Here is a 19,805-nt window from a genome sequence, read left to right as displayed (position 1 = left end):
TTTGGCACGTATGGTTTGTTAAACACTTCCAGAATTACTCAAAACCGCTACAGACTATATCTTTCTGTATAATCTTTAAATGCACCTCTATTGGAGTCAAAATGTAGCTTCACACTGCCAATTGGCCCGTTTCTTTGTTTTGCAATGATCAGCTCTGCAATATTTCTAATTTTCTCCATTTTCTCTTGCCACTCTCGATGTTTATTACTTCCTTCATTTGGTTGCTTTCTTAATTCATAATATTCTTCTCTATAGAGGAACATTACTATATCTGCATCCTGCTCTATGCTTCCTGAATCACGTAAATCAGAAAGTTGTGGTTTTTTATCATCCCTTTGCTCAACAGAACGAGAGAGCTGTGATAGTGCAACAATGGGAATATTTAGTTCCTTTGCAATTGCTTTTAAACCCTGCGTCACTTCTGAGATTTCTTGCACTCTATTTTCACTACTCCTTTTTGTTGTTCCTCGAATTAATTGCAGATAATCTATAAATACCACCTCTACATTGTATAGTTGATATAGCAGTCGTATTCTGGTACGAAGGGCACTAATTGATAGAGCAGGAGTATCGTCTATTATGAAAGGTAATTCTGATAGATCTGTACTAGCATTAATGAATTCATGTAATTCAAAATCACTAATTCTCCCAGTCAGTGCCTTATAATAACCAATGCCTGAATCTATAGTAATCAATCTTGCGGTTAATTGCTCTGCTGACATTTCAAGTGAGAAAAAAGCTACGTAATGTTGTTTATCTGTTCTTTTTTGCAAAATCTTACAAGCGTTAAGTGCGATGTTCAGTGCCAATGCTGTCTTTCCCATTGAGGGCCTTGCAGCTATAATTAACAGATCAGATTTCTGCAAACCACCAAGAAGCTGGTTTAGATCTTGAAGTCCGGTTGTAATACCTAGAGCCTCTGGGTTATTCTTCAGCTTGCTGATCTTCTCAACCACATCTTTAATTGAACTTGCAAGCTTTATATATGTCTTATCACCTTGCTTTTTTACTGCTAAGTTGAACAATTTTGTCATTGCCTGCTCAATTTGTAACTGTGCAGGATTTTCAATGTCGTAGTTGTAACTATCGTCAACTATCTCCTGCCCGAGCTTGATTAAGCATCTCCTTAAATAAGTATCACGGATTATTCTGGTCAAGCTATAGATATCAAGCGCAATGCTTGCCTTTGCTGCAAGTTTTGCTAGGTACTCAACTCCACCACATTCGGCAAATGCTTTATCATTTTCAAAAAACATCTTAAGGCTTAGTTCATTGGCAACTATGCCGTGTTTTCTGGTTTTAGATATCTGGGTAAAAATGCTTTGATGTAGTGGATCATAAAAATTGTCTGCTGCAATTATATCTTCAACTGCATCACAAATTCTATTATCACGAATCATTGCACCAATGAGCATTTGCTCTGCTTCTAAATTGTGTGGCAATTTACATATTTCTTCTCTTGAATCAATAAGATTAGCTAATTCATTCATTTTAAGTTTTCAGAGTAATGATTGATTATTGTAGAATATTCAGTCCTTACTTAAAAGATAAAAAATTTGACTAATCTTGTGTTGCTTATAGCATTAAAGTAGGCCCCTGTGGTGGAATGGTAGACACGGCAGACTCAAAATCTGTTGCTTGCAAAAGCATGCTGGTTCAAGTCCGGCCAGGGGCACTCAAACATTGGAAAATGCATATATGTTACATAAATTTTTTAATCGTTTATTTTCCATTCTTTCTTCTATAAATGCTATTCAAAAAGTGAAAAAGGATGATAATGGAATATGCTATGTAACAGGACTTAGACGCTATTTGTCAGTGCTGCTTGATTTAATCATCATCGTTTTATTTTTACAGTTTTGCGGTCAGGCCTTAAATCAACTCTTTATGAGCTCGGAGAGCAGTAAAATATTAGGCCAAATTGCTGCAAAATATCAAATGCAGGTGCCACTATCTGCAGAGGAAACAGCAATGCAGAGTAAACTAATAAAGTTACTAGTTCTAAATCAGATAGTTCAATTTATTATACTTTTTAGTTATGTAGCATATATGTGGATAAGATTTGGCGCTACACCTGGAAAGTTATTACTTGGACTCAGAGTTGTAAATGCACAAACTTTTGAAAAATTGACTCTAAAACAAGCAATAAAGAGGTTTTTTTCCTTTATATTGTCAACTGCACCACTATTCTTAGGTTTCATATGGGCAAGCTTCGACAAACGTTGCCAAACTTGGCACGATAAGATTGCAGACACAGTAGTTGTAACAAGTAAAAGTCTTAGATGTATGGTCTCAGAACATAATAGAGTGGATTAAGTCTTACGTATTACTTATATCGTTAAAAATAAGAGAATTTTAGTAATTTCACTAAATAAATTAAATACATTACTTGACTAAATACTTACCTAAGTAGTATACTTAAATTAATTAAGCTTATAGTAGATGAGAAATATGGCGCCTCCTAATCTAGAGAATGATCTACATACTTCTTTGAGTGGATCAACTGTTGCTGAAAGTTCAATGAATTCTATTGGTAATAGTTTTGAGTATGTTAATCATGAGGAAATAGAAAAAACACGTAACGCTTTAGAATTACTTTTAAATAAAGCAAAAACTCTGCAATACAGAAATTCTCTTGAACGGTTAAAATTATTTCTTAGTAAAGTAGATAATGATAACTCTGGTCCTCTCTTTATAAATGAAATATATAAGAGTTTAATAGAGTCTTTAGATAAAGAACCTGATTTAGATCATGCTGCTTTATGCGAAGTTCTAGGTTTAAATACAAAACAGGCTGAATTAAACTATGCTTCTGATCTTGCTGATCTGATAAAAAGAGAAATTGCAGGATTTGATAAAGAAAAATTGCGAAAAATGTGTACTTTTAGCAAGATTTCGTACGGTAATGTGGACAGAAAATTAAAGCAAGATGAGTACAAAACTAAAAGGCAATTTGAAGAAGAAGGTTATCAAATTGTAAAATTTTACGACAATGAACTCATTGAAGACAAATATTGCTCGGATACTGATTATAAATTAGAGCAACAAGATGTCGGTTATGCTTTAATGAGTAGCAATTCATATAATCGAGATGCTGGTTATGTTTTTATTAAAGGTCAGGAAGTAACTATAGCTTACCATGGTACTCGTGATTTAAATGATGTAAAGGAAGATCTTCGTGCATCTTTAGCTAAATTGTTATTTTTACCTGAAGATCATCGCGTCCATTCTGGTTTTTACTCTTTATTCAAACGCTCTTGGCCCAGTGTGCATAAGATATTAAAAGGGCATGCTAATGATAAAGGATTAGCAATCAAAGATTTGAAAATTAATGTTACAGGTCATAGCATGGGAGGTGCTCTTGCTAGTATAGCTGCTTTATGTCTTAATAAAACAGAAGATGCCGAAGATGTTCATGTTGCAACTTTTGGCTCCCCAAGAGTATTCTACAATGGTGCAGCTGACGTTTACGATAAGTGTCTTGGAAATAAGACTATTAGGGTAGCTTGTCAATCAGACCCGGTACCATGTTTGCCACATGGTAATGCCGGTATGCACTATAAACATGTCGGTAAACCATTAAAATTAGAAACGGGTAAAACTCTAGAGTATTTAGAGCCACACTATCATAAAATTGACACCTATTATAACCTTATTCAGGAAGTACAGCAGGAGAATTTTAAATCAGATAATAATCCATCCAAGTATCGTCATATAGCTTACATTTTTGGCTTATTTTATCATGCGGTTTTGTCATATTGCGATGTGGATGATAAGGAATTCTTTGAAGAAGTCAGAGAAGAAAATAAAGGCATTAAGCTTTCTGAGATACCAATTGAATATGCTCCAAAATTAGAAGAGAAAATTAAACGACTAGAACAAGAAGTAGCTCAGCTTACTAACGACAAAACTCAATTAGAGAAAAGGTTAAAGGGTATACAACAAAGCTTGGCTGAAAAAACTAAAGAGCTAGATGATGAAAAAGGAAAATTAACACAAGAACAACAGAAGACTAGTAAACTCGATGGTCAAGTAGATCAACTTACTAAAGAACTTAAAGGGATAAAAGATCAGCTTGTAGGAAAGAAAGCAGAGCTGGATGAACAAACTAGAAAAGTAACCAAGCTTAACAGTACTATAGATGGGTTTAAGGAAACAAATGCTGAATTAGAAAGAAAGAATAGTAATCTGACTAGTCAACTGGAGAAATTTGCAGCAACAAACGCTAAGCTAGAAAAGAATGTTGGTAATCTGAACAATCAGTTTGCAGAAGAAAAGAAGGCACTGGAAGATTTGAAAGTTCAATCAGAACAAAATGAGAAAGAATTCAAGAAAAAAATGGAAGAGCTGAACAGTATAAAGCAAGGTCAGGCTAGTAAAATAGCTGTTCTCACAGCAGAGATCACAGAGCTCAAGGAAGCAAAAACTAAGTTAGAAGGAAAGGCAGAATTTACAGGAAAAGAGCTGGAGGATACTCAAGCTCAACTCAAAGAGAGGGAGGAAGAGCTAGATATTGCAAAGAACAATGCTTCTCAATTGAAAGAAGAACTAAAACAAGCACAGCAAAGCTTAGCTGCAAAAACAAAGGAATTTGAAAACGCAGCTAACAAGTTGCAGAAAGGCTTGAATGAAAAAACTAGCGAAGCAGCTAAGCTTAGGAAAGTAAAAGCTAAATTTGAACAGGAAAATAGTAATTTAGCTAGTCAAGCAAGGGAGCTTGAAGGGAAATGTGAGCAAACAGAAGTTCAACTTGTAGCATCAAAGCAAAAACTAGCTGAAGAAACTAGTAAAGTTACGCAACTTAGCAAGGAATCTAATGAAGCAAAAGCTCAGCTTGAAGGGAAGAAAGAAGAGATTGGAAAGCTCAAAGTTCAGGTAACTCAACTTAAAAATGAAAATAACGACCTGAAGACAAGGCTACAGGAATCTGAAAATAGAAGTAAAGTACTAGAGAAGAATCTACAGAAACAATCTGAAAGCCAGGATGAAGAGCTAAATGAAAAATTCTTGAAAGCAAGAACTTATAGTAAAAGGCAAGGTAATTATGCTTCTGTTTCTTTTGTATTATCTGGAGCATTTGCTGTTGGTACAAGTCTAACAATGGTTCATTTAGCAATGTGTGTTTCGCTTGCTGTAGCTGCATTAGCTTTTCTTGCAGTAGGATGTTACTGTTCTTATAAGGCAAATACCGCACTTAATAATGTTAAAATCGAAAATGATAGTTGTAGGATGGCTGCTTGAGTATTAATTTAAATATTCTTCAGAGCTATAACTGCTTTTTCATGACGTTCTTCTGTAGTGCGAATAAAATCATCATAACCAAAGTTCATTATTGCTAGTTATTATATCATCACTTTAATTTGTTTGTGTTTTACTAAAAAAACTTTAGATTATACTTTATAATTGATACTAAAATATGATTTGGAATTTATTGCAGACAGGGCAAAAGGAAGGCTATAAAATTGCGTATACCAATGCTCGTATTATTGACCCGGAAACTAAACTTGATATAAAAGGTTCATTATTGACTGAAGGGGGTAAAATTGTTGATTTTGGCGAATCATTATTTTCAACAAGTGGAGTTGATGAAACAATAGACTGTGAAGGACTTGTTCTAATGCCAGGCCTTATTGACATTCACGTACATTTTCGTGAACCAGGTCAAGAGCATAAAGAAACTATACATACAGGCAGCAAATCTGCAGCTGCAGGGGGCGTTACAACTGTAGTTTGCCAGCCAAATACTGTTCCAGCGATTGATAGTGTTGTCTTGGCTAAATATTTGAAATATAGAGCACTTGAAACTTCACATGTGAATGTTGAATTTTATGCCAAAATTACCACTTCGAAAGAAAAATTAACTGAAATGGCACTCTTAAAGGAAGCAGGTGCAGTTGGGTTCACCGATGATGGTATGCCAGTTATGAATCCAATGATTATGAGACAGGCACTGCTTTATTCAAGTATGCTTGGTGTTCCTATTGCTCAACACGCAGAGGATTTGAATCTATCTGCTGGTGGCGTAATTAACGAGGGTAAGATTTCTGAAGAATTGGGAGTAAAGGGAATCTTGAGTGCATCGGAATCGGTTATGGTAACTCGTGATATACTGCTAATGAAGGACATAGAAAATGTACACTACCATATTTTACATGTCTCTTCAAAAGATTCACTTGATGCTATTAAACGTGCAAAAGATTTGGGATTAAATGTTACATGTGAAGTAACTCCTCATCACTTTACTTTAACTGAAGATATAGTAAAACAACACGGAGCAATCGCAAAAATGAACCCGCCGCTTCGCACTGAAGAGGATCGTTTAGCTATGATTGAAGGTTTAAAGACAGGTGTGATTGATTGCATTGCAACCGATCATGCTCCGCATGATCTTAGTTCTAAAGATTTGCCACTTGAAAATGCTGCATTTGGTATTGTTGGCCTTGAAACAATGCTGCCCATTTCACTTGAACTATATCACAGTGGACAAATGGGTCTACTTGATGTGCTTGCAAAATTGACATATAAGCCTGCAGATATCATACATGTGCCACGTGGCCGCATACAGAAAAACCTTGCAGCGGACTTAATTTTAGTTGATTTGGATCATGAATGGAAAATTAAAGTTGACAACTTTGCTAGTAAATCAAAAAATTCCCCTTTCGATGGACGCAAAGTGAAAGGGCGCGTAATACGTACCGTTGTGTCTGGCAAAACTGTATATTTACAGAAGAATTAGTTATCATACAGTTGCGTTCTCAATTTCAATCAATTGTAAATATTCAATATAAGTGGTAAAATATAGCCACTGAATAAAAAATATATGCTAATTAGTACGACATCGGAGCTGGAGAATGCATGTGAAGAATTGATGGCAAAAGATCCAAAATTTATAGCAGTGGACACAGAGTTTATTAGAAACAATTTAACCTACTATCCTATATTATCACTAATTCAAATTTCTTACGGAGAGAAGAGTTTTATTGTAGATGTGTTAGTACCGGGAATTGACTTATCGCTTATTAAGAAAATAATGCTGAATCGAGAAATAACCAAAGTTTTTCATAGTTGTCGGCAAGACATAGAATCCTTACTCACCGTGCTTAAATGTGTTCCTACTCCCATTTTTGATACCCAAGTTGCTGCTATGTTTTGTCATTATTATCACGACTTTATTGGTTATTCAAAAGTAGTAGAGCAATATCAGGGGGTAGCGCTGGATAAAATTAAAGCTAAAAATTCAGACTGGTTAAAACGGCCATTATCTGAGGATCAATTAGATTATGCAGTAAATGACGTGATACACCTATATGACCTACACCAAATATTGTGCAATAAACTTGAAGAAAATAATAGGATAGGCTGGTTTCAAGAAGAGATGGAATCAATAGTTGATGTTAATAAGTATTTGCATAATCCAAAAGATGCATGGAAGAGGATTAAATTTAATTATGAAGCAAATCCAAGGTTGATGTTAACTGTTAAAGCAGTTAGTGAGTGGCAAGAGACCTTAGCACAGCGTTACAATATAAATCGTAATAAGGTAGTCAATAATGCCGTAATAACTGGTTTAATTGAAAAAAACGTGGAACATATTGATGACATTTTAGATGACCTTAAGAGAAACACAAAAAATATAAAAGAGGAAGATTTATTAGAATTTATAGATATTTTCAATGAGAATGAGAAGGAATTTGTGCAGCAAAATTATACTCTGTCGGATAATTATGATAAATCTGTCTTTGATATACTCTCGATTATTTTAGAGAGCAAATGTAAGGAAAATAACATATCGAGAAAGTTAGTTTCGTCAAAAGATGAGTTAGCTGGATCAATATCTGGGAAGATAGATAAATTGTTCAAGGGATGGAGATATGATTTTTTCGGCAGATCAGTAGAATCGTTTTTGAATGCAGGCTCAAGGTTTGAAATTTTAATGGTAAAATCTGCTGATAGTACAGCTAAAATTCGGAGTAATCTTGTGGAGAATAACCGTATCACGTGTTGAGGTCTAACGAGTTTATTATATCTTTCACTTGAGAAAGAACATTTGCGCTGGTATCGATGATAAAGTCGCTCATTTGCTTTTTTTCTTCAATAGGGAGCTGAATACTAGACATTAGATCCAGCTTTTTTTTATCCATATTACGCTCACTAATCCTTTGAGCTTGCACAACGCTATCTGCATGGATAAAAACAATAAAATCGCAATACAAATGGAATCTCGTTTCCAGCAGGAGTGGAATGTCTAGAACTAGAAGTTTTCTGTTGTTTTCTTTCTCATGAGCAATAAAAAATTCTAATTCATTTTGCACAGCGGAATGTACTAAAGACTGGAATTGCTTCCAATTTTCATCATGTGCTAAAAAATATTTAGACAATACTGTTCTATCAATTTTTCCATTTACTACTACCCCAGGAAATTTTTCTTCTGCATAACTTATTATGTTTTTGTCCACTTTATAAAGCTGGTGTACGACAGAGTCAGCATCAAACAAAGCGGCACCAAATTCTTTAAAGCAATTGGCTACAAAGCTCTTTCCAACTGCAATCCCACCTGTTAAACCTATGATCATATAGCAAATTTCTTATAAAACTATATTTATAGCATCTCCTATGCCTATTTAAAACTGAATGCATAGGTATAAAAAAGAAAAGCTATTATTTTTTTAGTAATTCAGTAAAATAGAGTGAAAGATTAAGAGGAAATTTTGAAAGATAAGATAAAAAAGATAGTGATTTCAGGGAAAAAAGTCTGGCCAATCGTCGAGGGCGGTAAAGGCATTGCAATCAGTGATGGAAGATCAAGTGGGGCATTTGCTGCAGCAGATGCTGTTGGTACGTTTTCTGGTGCAAATGCTAAACTTATTGATGACAATGGTGAGTTGGTGCCGCTGATTTATAGAGGTAAAACAAGAAATGAAAAGCATGAGGAATTAATTAAGTATAGTATTGAGGCTGGAGTTAGTCAAGCAAAAATAGCGAATGAAATATCAAAGGGCCGTGGAAGAATACATATGAATGTGCTTTGGGAAATGGGAGCAGCAGAACAAGTCCTTCATGGCATATTAGAAAAAGCAAAAGGTTTAGTTCATGGCATCACTTGCGGTGCTGGTATGCCTTACAGGCTTGGAGAAATTGCAGCTAAATATCAAGTTTATTACTACCCTATTATCTCATCGGCGCGCGCTTTTAAAGCGTTGTGGAAACGTGCTTACCAAAAAATATCTTCTTTTTTACTTGGTGGAGTAGTATATGAGGATCCGTGGCTTGCTGGTGGTCACAATGGACTCAGTAATAGTGAAGACCCAGAATTACCGCAGGCTCCATTTGAAAGAGTTGCAGAGCTTAGATCTTTCATGAATGAGGTCGGTCTTTCTGAAACGCCAATTGTTATGGCGGGGGGAGTGTGGAATTTAAAGGATTGGGAACATTGGTTTGAAAATTCACAAATCGGACCAATAGCTTTTCAATTTGGTACTCGTCCACTTTTAACAAAAGAAAGTCCGATTTCTACAGAGTGGAAAAAGAAATTACTCACTTTAGAAGAAGGTGATGTATTTTTAAACAAATTTAGTCCAACAGGATTTTACTCATCTGCAGTAAGAAATAGCTTCATATATGAGCTACAGGAACGAAATTCACGTCAAATGAAATTTTCAGAAAGTGTGAGTGGAGAGTTTAATAATGAATTTGCAATGGGTAGCAGAGGTAGAAAGATTTACCTCACTGCAAAAGACAAAGAGCTAGCAAATGCATGGATTAAAGCAGGGTATACAGAGGTAATGAAAACTCCAGATACAACTGTTATTTTTGTGACGCCAGGCAAATTTGCGGAAATAAGACAAGATCAAATTAATTGCATGGGATGTTTGAGCCATTGTCTGTTTAGCAATTGGAAAGATCATGGTGACCATTCAACAGGGCGAAAGCCAGATCCACGGAGTTTCTGTATACAAAAGACACTGCAAAACATTGTACATGACGGCAATGTTGAAAATGAACTCATGTTTTCTGGGCACAATGTGTACAAATTTAAGCAAGACCCATTTTATAAAAATGGTTGCATACCGACAGTAAAAGAATTGGTAGATAGAATATTGGTTGGTTTATGACTAACTTGACAAGAAGACATTATTCTATATAATTTATAGTAATAATTGTTTATTAATTTAATCTTAATTTGAGGGGAATATCTATGCGCGATAGTGTTTTAAAAAGGTATGCACTTGCCTATATAAAAGAAACTGGCAGTGACAATGGTGTTCAAGAATTTTTACGTTATCGTGGTATGCAAAATATTGAGAACTGGAGTGATAAAATTTTTGAAGATGCGTATAAGGCATTTAAGCTCAGTAATCTAACTAATGAGCAGAACAGTACAGAATATGATATAAGCAATAGGCAACAAACTACAGGCCCTCAAGTCACGCACGTACATATAAACGATAATAGAGGTTTAGATTTTTGGGATTATTTACTACTTAGCAACCTGTTTGGTGGTCGTACTACAGTGATAAATAACCTTGGTTCCGGTAGCAGTAACCAGACAAACAGAGAAGATAAGAAAAAAGACGCAGAAGACAACAGGAAATTATTAGCTTTAGGGATAGTAGCTGTAGTTGCGTGTGTTGCTTTCCATGCTTTAATGTGTGTGTGGTACAACAGCAGCGAAAAAACGGCTAGAAAATTAGAAAAGGTAGATTACCTGGATAATAAACTTAAAATGTTCAGAAATATAGAATTTGCAGTTGGTGCAATTTCTTTAGCAGCTTTGATAGGTTGCGCTATTAACCCAGTCTTACCAATTTGGGGTTTAGTCATTCTTGGTATTAATTCTCTTGTGTGTCTTGCTGGTGGTGTGGCTTTTCATATGAAACATGAGAAAGAGTCAGAAAATATTAAGAAGGCTGAAGAAGTGGTAGATAATTATCATAAACGAGGACCTGGATATGGTTTTGAGGCACCACCTCCTTACCCTTTTGAAGAATATAGTACTACTCCGAGTGCTCCTTCTTATGATGGCACACCTGGGTATGCATTTGGTGATCCTAATGCGACACAACAGTTTGGAGGTTGTGCTGCTAAACCATAAGTTACTAATCGAGAATACCGCTGCAACGCGCAGCGGTATAATGGATTTTCAGATTGCTTGTCTGGTAGGATATGTATTGATTTTTATTACTAGTGCAGATACGATAAAGCTTTAAACTAGTACAAAATGGAGCAATTTGAGAGCTTTTACATCACTACGCCAATATATTACGTAAACGACAAGCCACATATCGGCCACGCATATACTTCCCTTATCTGTGATGTTACAGCTAGATTTATGAAATTAGCTGGAAAGAACGTCAAATTTACTACTGGTACAGATGAACATGGACAAAAAATTGAAAAAGCAGCTAAAACAAAGGGAATAGAGCCAAAAGAATTTACAGATGAAATAAGTGTTACGTTCAGAAAATTAGCTGAGCTAATGAACTTTGATTATGATGATTTTATTCGCACCACAGAAGAACGTCATGAAAAAGCAGTTATAGCTCTGTGGAATAGGCTTGAAGAGAGAGGGCAAATATATCTGGATTCTTACTCAGGTTGGTATTCAGTTCGTGATGAAGCGTTTTATCAGGAATCAGAGTTGATATATGGCAGAGCGCCAACAGGTGCTGAAGTTCAGTGGATAAAAGAAGAGAGCTACTTTTTTCGTTTATCAAGTTGGCAAAATAAATTACTAGAGTTATACGAAAATCAGCCGAATTTCATCTTTCCTGAGAGCAGAAAAAACGAGGTGGTATCGTTTGTAAAATCAGGACTTACTGACCTTTCGATTTCTCGTACTAGTTTTAATTGGGGAATAAAAGTACCAGAGAATGACAAGCACGTAATTTATGTTTGGATAGATGCGCTCACTAACTATCTCACATCAATAGGCTTTCCTAATATAGAAGATGAGGAATATAAGAAGTTTTGGACAAACTCCTTCAACGTTCATGTGATCGGTAAAGACATATTGCGTTTTCACGCTGTATACTGGCCAGCTATTCTTCTTGCAGCAGATTTACCACTGCCAAAGCAAATTGCAGTTCATGGTTGGTGGCTAAACGAGGGGGAAAAAATATCCAAATCCCTTGGTAACGTTATAGATCCAATTGATCTTGCAGAAGAGTTTGGTGTTGATCAACTACGCTATTTTCTCCTTCGGGAAGCAAGTTTCGGTCAAGATGGTAATTTCAGTAAGAAGAACATGATCAGCCGCATAAACTCAGAGCTGGCAAACAATATAGGCAATTTAGTGCAAAGAACAATTTCATTTCTGCACAAGCAATGCTTTGGAGTTGTACCAGTGGTCGACCGCAATTTGCTTAAAGATGATGAGAGTTTACCAAATTGCAAAGCCATAATTGATCAAGTAATGGATCATCTATCAAAGTATGAATTTAACCAGATTATACTCCTGATTATCAATATCTCTTCCAAGGCCAATGCTTACATAGATAAAAGTGCACCCTGGACACTCAGTAAAACCGATAGAGAGCGCATGGATTTAGTAATCTACAAGTTACTTGAATACATTAGAATGATTGGCATTTTGCTGCAGCCAATTGCTCCAAAGTCAGCAAAAATGATACTCGATCAGTTGCAAATTCCAAAAGAACAACGTGATTTAAAATCTCTGTGCAACGCATGTGTAAGCTTAGGCATTACACTGCCTAAACCTACGCCGATTTTTTTGAGGTTTGATATTTAAAGAACCCTTAGTAAACCAGGCTGAATTGGTCGTTGTGTAGTTAATTTGCTTAGTTCAACAGAATCAACAAAGGTACCTTGCTGTTTTGATGTGTTTATACCGTTGTCTACTTTGGAAGAAATGACTTTATTTTTGTTTTGATCAAGCTGCTTTATGATCTCGGCTACAGGAGGATTTGATGAATCTTCTACCTAACCTGGTTTTGTTGAAGAAGAAGCTGAATATGGATAATTATCCCTATTCTTCATTTTCTCTTGTTTTATATTATCACACTGAAAAGACATAGAATCTTGGGATGTATCCCACTCTTCATCATCAGATACATTACTACTATTGCTCAATAAATTATTACTAGGGCTATTTAGTAATGGATTTTCACTGGACATTATATTCTTTAATACTATTGGTAAGTTTAGCGGTTGTACGGGTTTCTTTAGCTCTTTATTGGACGTGTTATTTGGTTCTATAAGTGATTCTTCCAAACTACAAAGAGAATCATCTTGTTTGTCTAAGGAATCTAGCTCTTCATCTTGAAAACCACTTTTATTTCTTTGCTTTAGAACTTTGCTTTTCAAACCCTCATTCATATAATTTCCTTGTTGAATACTCTCACTATTGTTTTGCTCTTTGTCAGTTTTTTGATTTTCAACTTTCCTTATTTGATGTACTTCTTTGTTTCGCGATTGTACGTCGCTCTCTTGCTTTTCAGCAACACTTTCCTCCTCTTGTTTTTGAGGTATTTTTAAACCATCCTTTGGAACTGGCTTCAAAATAACACCTTTTCTTATCTGTTCAAGCAGATCAGAACGATCATGCTTAGATTCATTAGCCTTTTTCGGTGCACCATTCTTAGGTTTCTCCGTATACTTGGAAGCTGTAGGAGGAGGCGGCGGAGATGGTAGTGGTGCAGCATTTTGTGGCAATAGAGGAGGTGGTGGAGGTAGTAGTGGTACAATGGGTATTCCAGACATTACTGGAAATGATGGTGTAGGAGTATTGCTATGTTCAAGTCCTTTTGCTTTCTGTAAATCTTGTGATTGTTTTCTACCAGGATCAACTCCTTTCTCGCTGTTTATTGCAGAAAGGTATGAATAGATAAGATATGCAGCTAAGCTCAACATAACCGATGCAGAAACAAAAGCAATAACTGCAGAAGAAACTGGCACTGCAGCACTACTTAATACTGCTGAAATGATAAAATACGTGCATACTCCAGCTACAGGACCGGATGTACACAATAACAAAATAGCAATTGAATATTTTAAGGCAGTTGCCTTTTTTTGTTCTGCTACAGATGACTTTTGATTTTCACTATCAGAGTGTACACCATTATGTTGTTCAGTCATAGGTTTTTTCGGCACACCCTGTTTAGTATTGCTTCTATCATTTTTAGTTTTGTCACTCGCATTATCTTCTTCTTTATGACTGAGCGCTATTTCTGGTTTCTGGATTCTTAACATGAGTACTATTCTTGCTTCCTTCATCTGCATTTTTGCTATCCACATTATTTTTTTCTTGTATTTTCTTAAATAGTGGATTTTCTGCAAAATTAAGAGATGATTGTTGAACAGGACTCTTAGATTGACCTTTTTTTGGTTCAGTGCGACTGCTAATTCCTGATGTAGCCAAATTAGAAGGTTTTTTATTATCCTGTGGAGGTGTCCAATTCTTTAAACCTTCGAGTGGTAAAGGAGGTGGTGGTGGAACTGATGCAGGTATTTTATTATTAGATGAATCAGTAGTAGGAATTTCTCTTCCTTATTATTAATATAATGTTATTAACAATTAAATTATTAGTACTTGTTAATAATTTTTGAGTAAGTTAACATTAAGATAATAAAATAAAAAGGAAAGAGAGAGGAGCAGTCTTCTAAGAAGAAATAGAAGCTATCTTAAACCTCAAGTCATCACTTTTTTACCACAGGTCAGGTAAGGAAGCAGTATTACTACTACCCCCTCCCTTAGAAACGCAGCATGCAGGTTTCCCAACACTACGCTTGAGCCCCTTATCTAAGTTCTTCTTTTCTAGAACCGGCTTGTCCTTCATGATTCCTCAGGAAACATCATTCTTAATGGTGACACCAACAGTAGAGAACCTTCTCTTGAGAAAGAGCTTGCTAACATTCTTGTTCGTTTCACTCTCTCATCAAAATACTTTTTCCATTTTAAGTCAAGGGGATTTGCATCCGCTCTGATTTTAACATGTCGTCTGATAGGTATATCAATCAGCTTAAGCAGTCTTAAATACCGTATCTCTTTTGGTTTGTTCTTGCATAGGGGTGCAGCAAAAACCCATTGGCGTTGACCCATTACTTTGAAGTAACGATTCTTTATCCAACGTAATCCTTTACGAGGATGTCTTTTCTTTGCCCATTTCCATAAACTATGCCAAATTTCATTGTCGATCTTTCTAAACGCTTTTTTAGCACACACATGGTGATAGTAATTTCCCCATCCTCTCAGTAGAGAGTTGAGTGACTTAATTACTATAGCCTGAGTGTTCGCTATATTTGCTTTTATCAATGTACGTGCTTTATTAAGAAGTCTTTTAATACTTTCTTTCGAAGGTTTAATAATTAACTTCTTATTATATCTACGTACATTACAACCAAGAAAGTCAAACCCTGTTGTGATAGATGTAATCTTTGTCTTCTCTTCTGACAGAATTAAACCTCGCTCATGAAGAAAAGATGATACTAAAGGCTTAACTTCCTTTTCCAGTACTTCATGTGTGAAACCTGAAATAATAAGGAGAGTAGACCGGCGGAGCTTCCCCACCAGTCTCTCGCAGAACTGCACGGAAACCTCTCGGCTTATACAGCTCCCATTATTTAGCCTTTTGATCCTAACCCAAGTGTCCAATGATAGAAAATACTTGGAGACCTCTTTCTCACTTTTCCTAGAAATTGCTTTGCTAGTCTTCCGTGATCACGAAGTTTCTTATATTTTGTCCTGACCCATCTTATGAGGTATCTCTCTATATTTCTAAGAGATGGATACATCTCTGATTTATAAAACCTGCCATAGTACTGAAACCAGCCTCTGACTATTGGATCTATCTTCTTCGATATTTCCTCTAGTGTGGTCCATGTAATCCGATGTATTCTCCATGACTTTATGGTTTTCTTGATCTTCTTCTTGGCTTTGTTACTAATTGCAGGTAGAAATGAGATGAAATAATTCCTCATCTTATTCTTTGCTACTCTAGGTCTAAAAGTATAACCTAGAAAATCAAAGCTTTGTTTAGGAAATTGTTCTTTTCTATCATCATCCTTACTGTACACAATCTGTGTCTTTTCAGGATGTAACTTCAATTTACACTTAGCCAATCTTTCTTCAATCATTACTTTCATAAATCCTGCCTGTCTTTTAGTTCTGCAGTGCACTATCGCATCATCTACATATCTTTCAAATGGTACTGTTGGATAATTTTGTTTCATCCACATATCAAACGCATGGTGCATAAATATGCTTGAAATGATTGGGCTTATTGAACCTCCTTGCGGAACTCCTTTATCCCTTGTTACCCTACTGCCATCTGCTTGCTGAATGGGGGCTTTCATCCACCTCTCAACATACAGTATGACCCATTTGCAGTCTGTGTGTTTCTTGATAGCCTGCAGTGCTAAATCGTGGTCCAGATTGTCGAAAAATCCAGATATATCAAGATCTACCGTCCAATCATTTTTCCAACATCTCTTCTGTGCTGTGTATACCGCATCCAGCGCAGACTTATTTGGTCTATAACCATATGAATCTTCGTGAAATTTCGGTTCTACTAACGGCTCAAGATACATTGTAGCTGCTGTTTGCGCTATTCTGTCGAATACTGAAGGCACACATAAAATTCTTTGCCCTCCTGTATCTTTTGGTATCGCAACAGCTTTTACCGGCTCTGGAAAATAACTTCCGGATGACATCCGATTCCATAATTTGTATAGATTATCCTTTAGATTTTCTTCAAACTTTGTTATCGAGACCTCATCTACACCTGCTGCACCTTTATTTTTCGATACTTGTTTATAAGCTCTCCAAATAAGTTGCTTCGGTATATCAAAAGACTTTGTTTTATTCATTAACTCCTCCCTTTCGGTTGATAAATAATTAAAACTAAATAACTTAGCCCCTTCACTCCATTTCCATTACAGAAACTTCTTCGCTACTACGAGCTAATCCGCCCCTGTTTTTCGCATCGGTACTCTCATCCTCAGAGATCAGCTCTTTGGACTTCTCCCTTTTCATCGAAACGACAGGTTCCCGTAGTTCCATGCAATAGCCTAAAATAGATTCACGCCACTTTTATGCCGGACGCCACCTACCCAGTAAACAAGCTCCCAGTAGATTCATCCCAGGTTAACGACTACCCCCTGGTTTTGACGTCGTCTCTACGCTTTCGACACTTCATCAGTGGTTCACTTGCGTTCGTCTCTCTATTTCATACATGACACATAATTGTGCCTTTTCCATAACGCTCACTACCTTAGCTCTTTACCAAAGCAGCTTATGGCTGTTTGAAGCCTGCTCTTGCAAACCGGCTCCGAGGGGCCCTCCCTCATCTACTGCACAGCTTCAACACTTTCCGTGTTTCTACGGCGCACAGTCGTCTGCGTATCTGATTACATTCACTCCACTTCTGATTTTGTTTCTTTTTCTACTGCCGAGTTTACCAAATCGACTTTCCAATAACTTTTCAAGTCCGTTTAAGGCTAAATTGGCTAGTATTGGAGAAATTATACCACCTTGCGGGGTACCTGCAGTTGTGGGATACAGAGTTTTTGATTCTAGGAAGCCAGCTTTTAACCAACTATGCAGAATTTTTTTCTCCATAGGAATATGCTTCATAAGCCATTCATGATTAATGTTGTCAAAGCATCCTTTGATATCACCTTCAAGTATCCATTGTAGTTGATTACGACTTGCCAGTAACAAATGACAAGCTACTGTAGCATCTGCACAGGATCTTTTAGGTCTAAAGCCATAGGAGTGACGATCACTGATCGTTTCAGCTATCGGTTCCAGAGCAAACAGATATAATGCTTGCATGGCTCTATCTTTTATCGTGGGTATTCCAAGAGGTCTTCTTTTGCCATTAGATTTACTGATATAAATCCGTTTTAGCGGAGAAGGTTTATATCCTCTTTGCTTTAACTGCTTTATTCCTTGAAATTTAGCATTGCAAGTTGACCATAGTTGACGATCTACACCCGCTGTGTTTTTTCCTTGGTTTTCAGTTACTCTCTTAACAGCCAAAGCTTTTCCGCTAAAAGAGCGTGTGAGAAGATGTTGTAAAGTTTTTACCTTACCCCATCTTCCTTCTTGGACAGCCTTAACAATACGTCTTTGTAGCCTCACAATAACTTTCTGGCATTTCTTCCATGGCAACTGCTTCCATGCTTCAAAGCTTTTGGTAGATGCACTTACAGGTTTACTTGTAATCATCTGCTTTCCTACCTTAAGTGGTTAACAAAGTTTCTTGTCACGAGGGACCAAACGGAAGTCTGCTCGTTTTCACGCGAATTAATGTTACAAATTCTATCCATTTCGTTACAAAATGGCATTCGCTTTCTCCATTCTCCTTTACCTGCACTTCCATCAGCATTCCTTGCGGTTTGCTTGCCATGTAGGCGAAAATACAGGCTTACCCTGTTTCTCCAGTCATACAATAGTGGGTTAGGTGGCTTCTCTATACCGGTGGAGTTATTATTTGCGTACATCTAGAAATGAAAAAATGTAACTTATCCACATTACCTTTTGGTCAGAGCTTATCAGCATCTTTAGCTCTTTCATCGTATCGGTACTTATAAAGCTTCACTTACGTTCACCATACCACTAGCCTAGCCCTCCAACCACATGATGCTTGCAGTTTATGCCCCTCTCACGATTGAGCATCTTCTTTTTCAAGAGGAGGTTCATTGTCCGCATCGCTTGGCACCAACCGGTTGCCCGATTCGCACTGATGCGTAGACTCAGACGGCAAAACATCTGGTTTAATAAGTTTTAGAATCCTTTCAGTTTCTTTCTGAATGAATTCCTCTCCTTTTAAACAATATGACCGAAGACTTTCAGGTCGCACCACATCATCGATGTTTTGGTATAGAGTAATCAGAATCATAAAAATAGCTTAGTGTTAGATATTTTTATGATAACCTCTCTTAAACAATTGATATTTTACAGTGTTTTTGGTAAAATAATAGCTTAAGGCTTAGAATAAAAGTTTATGAGTGAAGCACAAGGTCCAAATATTGCAGAATGGCAGGCACAGCAGCAACACCAGGAAGCCGCTAGTGAGAAAAGTGGTTTCGGTCTTGGTCATAGTGACTCTGTTGCAACAATTGTGGATGGAATGAAGTGGATGTTCAACTTTCATGAAGGAGCAATTGCTGCTTATAATAATGTGTTTGAAGGTTTGGTCAGTGGTAGCAGTCTAGTAACGTTATTTGGGAAATCAGGTAATATGTTTGGCATAAAATTTCTTGAAAGTCTTGCTGAATATTTTTCAGGTGGAGGTGGAGAAGATATGCCATCAGAAGGAATGGGTATGGACTACGGTGATGAGGGGCATCATCCGGATGATTATCCCCACTCTAACAATGAAATAGCTCAAAGTGCTGATACTTGTGATGAAAAATAGATCAGCAAATTTTCAATCAACAACAGCTAAAGACCTTTCTGCAACGTTGATTTCTCTTATATCTGTAACTTCGTCATTCTGATTAAACGAAATTTGCAGAGACTTACTACTGTACTTCCTTTTTCCCAAGAAGTTAGCTTGTTTAATTTTATATGAGACATAGTACCAAACATTTTCGTCGAACTTTGATACTAGTGTTGGCGATCCTAAAGTATGAACCACTTTTTCTCTATCATCACCTACTTGTATTTTGCTCCACAGTTCAATATTAATGCCAGGAACTCCGTGATTGTGAATAGTGTGAGTGCAGCTCACTGTAAATAATAAAATAAAAGATATTAATACTCGCATTTCGTCAATTAATTATTTGAAATCATAATACACTGATAAACTATCTGTCGTCAAATTTCAAAAAAGTTAAATTGA

The 19,805-nt window shown here is 36.5% G+C and carries 17 protein-coding genes, 1 tRNA gene and 1 pseudogene; 10 read left to right on the top strand and 9 right to left on the bottom strand.

Translation table 11 applies throughout. From position 1 onward, the window contains the following. Positions 1-47: 47 nt before the first annotated feature. A complete protein-coding gene (locus OPR29_RS02880) occupies positions 48-1,490 on the bottom strand; it encodes a replicative DNA helicase (protein ID WP_265025034.1) in 1,443 nt (480 codons plus the stop codon). 102 nt (positions 1,491-1,592) lie between these two features. On the opposite strand from OPR29_RS02880, the gene OPR29_RS02875 reads away from it, so the two are divergent. From OPR29_RS02875 to OPR29_RS02855, 5 genes are all read left to right on the top strand, one after another. Next, positions 1,593-1,675 (top strand) — tRNA-Leu (locus OPR29_RS02875). A 23-nt stretch (positions 1,676-1,698) separates the two neighbouring features. After that, entirely contained in the window at positions 1,699-2,316 is a 618-nt protein-coding gene (locus OPR29_RS02870) for an RDD family protein (RefSeq protein ID WP_265025033.1), read from the top strand. Positions 2,317-2,451: 135 nt separating this feature from the next. Further along, positions 2,452-5,241, top strand: coding sequence for a lipase family protein (locus OPR29_RS02865; protein WP_265025431.1), 2,790 nt, complete (start codon positions 2,452-2,454; stop codon positions 5,239-5,241). A gap of 175 nt (positions 5,242-5,416) precedes the next feature. Beyond that, positions 5,417-6,736, top strand: a complete 1,320-nt coding sequence (locus OPR29_RS02860) for a dihydroorotase (RefSeq protein ID WP_265025430.1) — start codon at positions 5,417-5,419, stop codon at positions 6,734-6,736. A gap of 84 nt (positions 6,737-6,820) precedes the next feature. Next, the gene (locus tag OPR29_RS02855) at positions 6,821-8,005 is read left to right on the top strand and encodes a ribonuclease D (protein ID WP_265025429.1); all 1,185 of its coding nucleotides are present in this window, start codon (positions 6,821-6,823) and stop codon (positions 8,003-8,005) included. Here the strand turns inward: OPR29_RS02855 and coaE are convergent. Beyond that, positions 7,995-8,573, bottom strand: coding sequence for a dephospho-CoA kinase (gene coaE, locus OPR29_RS02850; protein WP_007302729.1), 579 nt, complete (start codon positions 8,571-8,573; stop codon positions 7,995-7,997). The genes OPR29_RS02855 and coaE overlap by 11 nt on opposite strands. A 135-nt stretch (positions 8,574-8,708) precedes the next feature. Here coaE and OPR29_RS02845 point away from each other — a divergent pair, with 135 nt between their 5' ends. The 3 genes from OPR29_RS02845 to metG all read left to right on the top strand — a co-directional run bounded on the left by OPR29_RS02845 (position 8,709) and on the right by metG (position 12,748). After that, complete coding sequence (locus OPR29_RS02845; RefSeq protein ID WP_265025428.1) at positions 8,709-10,112, top strand: NAD(P)H-dependent flavin oxidoreductase; 1,404 nt, start codon at positions 8,709-8,711, stop codon at positions 10,110-10,112. A gap of 83 nt (positions 10,113-10,195) precedes the next feature. Next, positions 10,196-11,092 (top strand): hypothetical protein, encoded by an 897-nt coding sequence (locus OPR29_RS02840; protein ID WP_265025427.1) that lies wholly within the window; start codon positions 10,196-10,198, stop codon positions 11,090-11,092. Positions 11,093-11,218: 126 nt separating this feature from the next. Further along, on the top strand, positions 11,219-12,748 hold the full coding sequence (gene metG / locus OPR29_RS02835; protein ID WP_265025426.1) for a methionine--tRNA ligase: 1,530 nt from the start codon (positions 11,219-11,221) through the stop codon (positions 12,746-12,748). A gap of 191 nt (positions 12,749-12,939) precedes the next feature. Here the strand turns inward: metG and OPR29_RS02830 are convergent, their stop codons facing one another. Next, positions 12,940-14,253 (bottom strand): WH2 domain-containing protein, encoded by a 1,314-nt coding sequence (locus OPR29_RS02830; RefSeq protein WP_265025425.1) that lies wholly within the window; start codon positions 14,251-14,253, stop codon positions 12,940-12,942. Between the two features lie 95 nt (positions 14,254-14,348). On the opposite strand from OPR29_RS02830, the gene OPR29_RS02825 reads away from it, so the two are divergent. Further along, positions 14,349-14,516 carry a hypothetical protein gene (locus tag OPR29_RS02825; protein WP_246485284.1) on the top strand — a complete coding sequence of 56 codons (168 nt, stop codon included), beginning with the start codon at positions 14,349-14,351 and terminating at the stop codon, positions 14,514-14,516. 147 nt (positions 14,517-14,663) lie between these two features. On the opposite strand, the gene OPR29_RS02820 is transcribed toward OPR29_RS02825, so the two are convergent. The 5 genes from OPR29_RS02820 to OPR29_RS02800 all read right to left on the bottom strand — a co-directional run bounded on the left by OPR29_RS02820 (position 14,664) and on the right by OPR29_RS02800 (position 18,187). Then, positions 14,664-14,795: a hypothetical protein gene (locus OPR29_RS02820; RefSeq protein WP_256365558.1), complete on the bottom strand. Its 132-nt coding sequence runs from the start codon at positions 14,793-14,795 to the stop codon at positions 14,664-14,666. Further along, positions 14,792-15,526, bottom strand: coding sequence for a group II intron maturase-specific domain-containing protein (locus OPR29_RS02815; protein WP_264686754.1), 735 nt, complete (start codon positions 15,524-15,526; stop codon positions 14,792-14,794). The genes OPR29_RS02820 and OPR29_RS02815 overlap by 4 nt, the downstream gene beginning before the upstream one ends. Before the next feature lie 53 nt (positions 15,527-15,579). Beyond that, complete coding sequence (gene ltrA / locus OPR29_RS02810; protein WP_265025153.1) at positions 15,580-16,824, bottom strand: group II intron reverse transcriptase/maturase; 1,245 nt, start codon at positions 16,822-16,824, stop codon at positions 15,580-15,582. A 52-nt stretch (positions 16,825-16,876) separates the two neighbouring features. Then, entirely contained in the window at positions 16,877-17,017 is a 141-nt protein-coding gene (locus OPR29_RS02805; RefSeq protein WP_019078704.1) for a hypothetical protein, read from the bottom strand. A gap of 318 nt (positions 17,018-17,335) precedes the next feature. Further along, positions 17,336-18,187: a reverse transcriptase domain-containing protein gene (locus OPR29_RS02800; RefSeq protein ID WP_264686753.1), complete on the bottom strand. Its 852-nt coding sequence runs from the start codon at positions 18,185-18,187 to the stop codon at positions 17,336-17,338. A gap of 778 nt (positions 18,188-18,965) precedes the next feature. Here OPR29_RS02800 and OPR29_RS02795 point away from each other — a divergent pair. Further along, positions 18,966-19,361 (top strand): annotated as a pseudogene (locus tag OPR29_RS02795) (hypothetical protein); the annotation flags it as partial. 30 nt (positions 19,362-19,391) lie between these two features. Here the strand turns inward: OPR29_RS02795 and OPR29_RS02790 are convergent. After that, positions 19,392-19,730: an outer membrane protein assembly factor BamE gene (locus OPR29_RS02790; protein WP_007302809.1), complete on the bottom strand. Its 339-nt coding sequence runs from the start codon at positions 19,728-19,730 to the stop codon at positions 19,392-19,394. Positions 19,731-19,805 lie beyond the last annotated feature (75 nt).

This window comes from Wolbachia endosymbiont (group B) of Pammene fasciana, assembly GCF_947251495.1.
Lineage (GTDB): Bacteria > Pseudomonadota > Alphaproteobacteria > Rickettsiales > Anaplasmataceae > Wolbachia.
This window is presented reverse-complemented; position numbering and strand designations above follow the sequence as displayed.

Excerpts from the sequence above, each read along its gene's own strand:
- OPR29_RS02880 (WP_265025034.1), bottom strand. The coding sequence starts at position 1,490 with ATGAATGAATTAGCTAATCTTATTGATTCAAGAGAAGAAATATGTAAA.
- OPR29_RS02870 (WP_265025033.1), top strand. The coding sequence starts at position 1,699 with ATGTTACATAAATTTTTTAATCGTTTATTTTCCATTCTTTCTTCTATA.
- OPR29_RS02865 (WP_265025431.1), top strand. The coding sequence starts at position 2,452 with ATGGCGCCTCCTAATCTAGAGAATGATCTACATACTTCTTTGAGTGGA.
- OPR29_RS02860 (WP_265025430.1), top strand. The coding sequence starts at position 5,417 with ATGATTTGGAATTTATTGCAGACAGGGCAAAAGGAAGGCTATAAAATT.
- OPR29_RS02855 (WP_265025429.1), top strand. The coding sequence starts at position 6,821 with ATGCTAATTAGTACGACATCGGAGCTGGAGAATGCATGTGAAGAATTG.
- coaE (WP_007302729.1), bottom strand. The coding sequence starts at position 8,573 with ATGATCATAGGTTTAACAGGTGGGATTGCAGTTGGAAAGAGCTTTGTA.
- OPR29_RS02840 (WP_265025427.1), top strand. The coding sequence starts at position 10,196 with ATGCGCGATAGTGTTTTAAAAAGGTATGCACTTGCCTATATAAAAGAA.
- metG (WP_265025426.1), top strand. The coding sequence starts at position 11,219 with ATGGAGCAATTTGAGAGCTTTTACATCACTACGCCAATATATTACGTA.
- OPR29_RS02830 (WP_265025425.1), bottom strand. The coding sequence starts at position 14,253 with ATGTGGATAGCAAAAATGCAGATGAAGGAAGCAAGAATAGTACTCATG.
- OPR29_RS02820 (WP_256365558.1), bottom strand. The coding sequence starts at position 14,795 with ATGAAGGACAAGCCGGTTCTAGAAAAGAAGAACTTAGATAAGGGGCTC.
- ltrA (WP_265025153.1), bottom strand. The coding sequence starts at position 16,824 with ATGAATAAAACAAAGTCTTTTGATATACCGAAGCAACTTATTTGGAGA.
- OPR29_RS02805 (WP_019078704.1), bottom strand. The coding sequence starts at position 17,017 with ATGGAACTACGGGAACCTGTCGTTTCGATGAAAAGGGAGAAGTCCAAA.
- OPR29_RS02800 (WP_264686753.1), bottom strand. The coding sequence starts at position 18,187 with ATGATTACAAGTAAACCTGTAAGTGCATCTACCAAAAGCTTTGAAGCA.
- OPR29_RS02790 (WP_007302809.1), bottom strand. The coding sequence starts at position 19,730 with ATGCGAGTATTAATATCTTTTATTTTATTATTTACAGTGAGCTGCACT.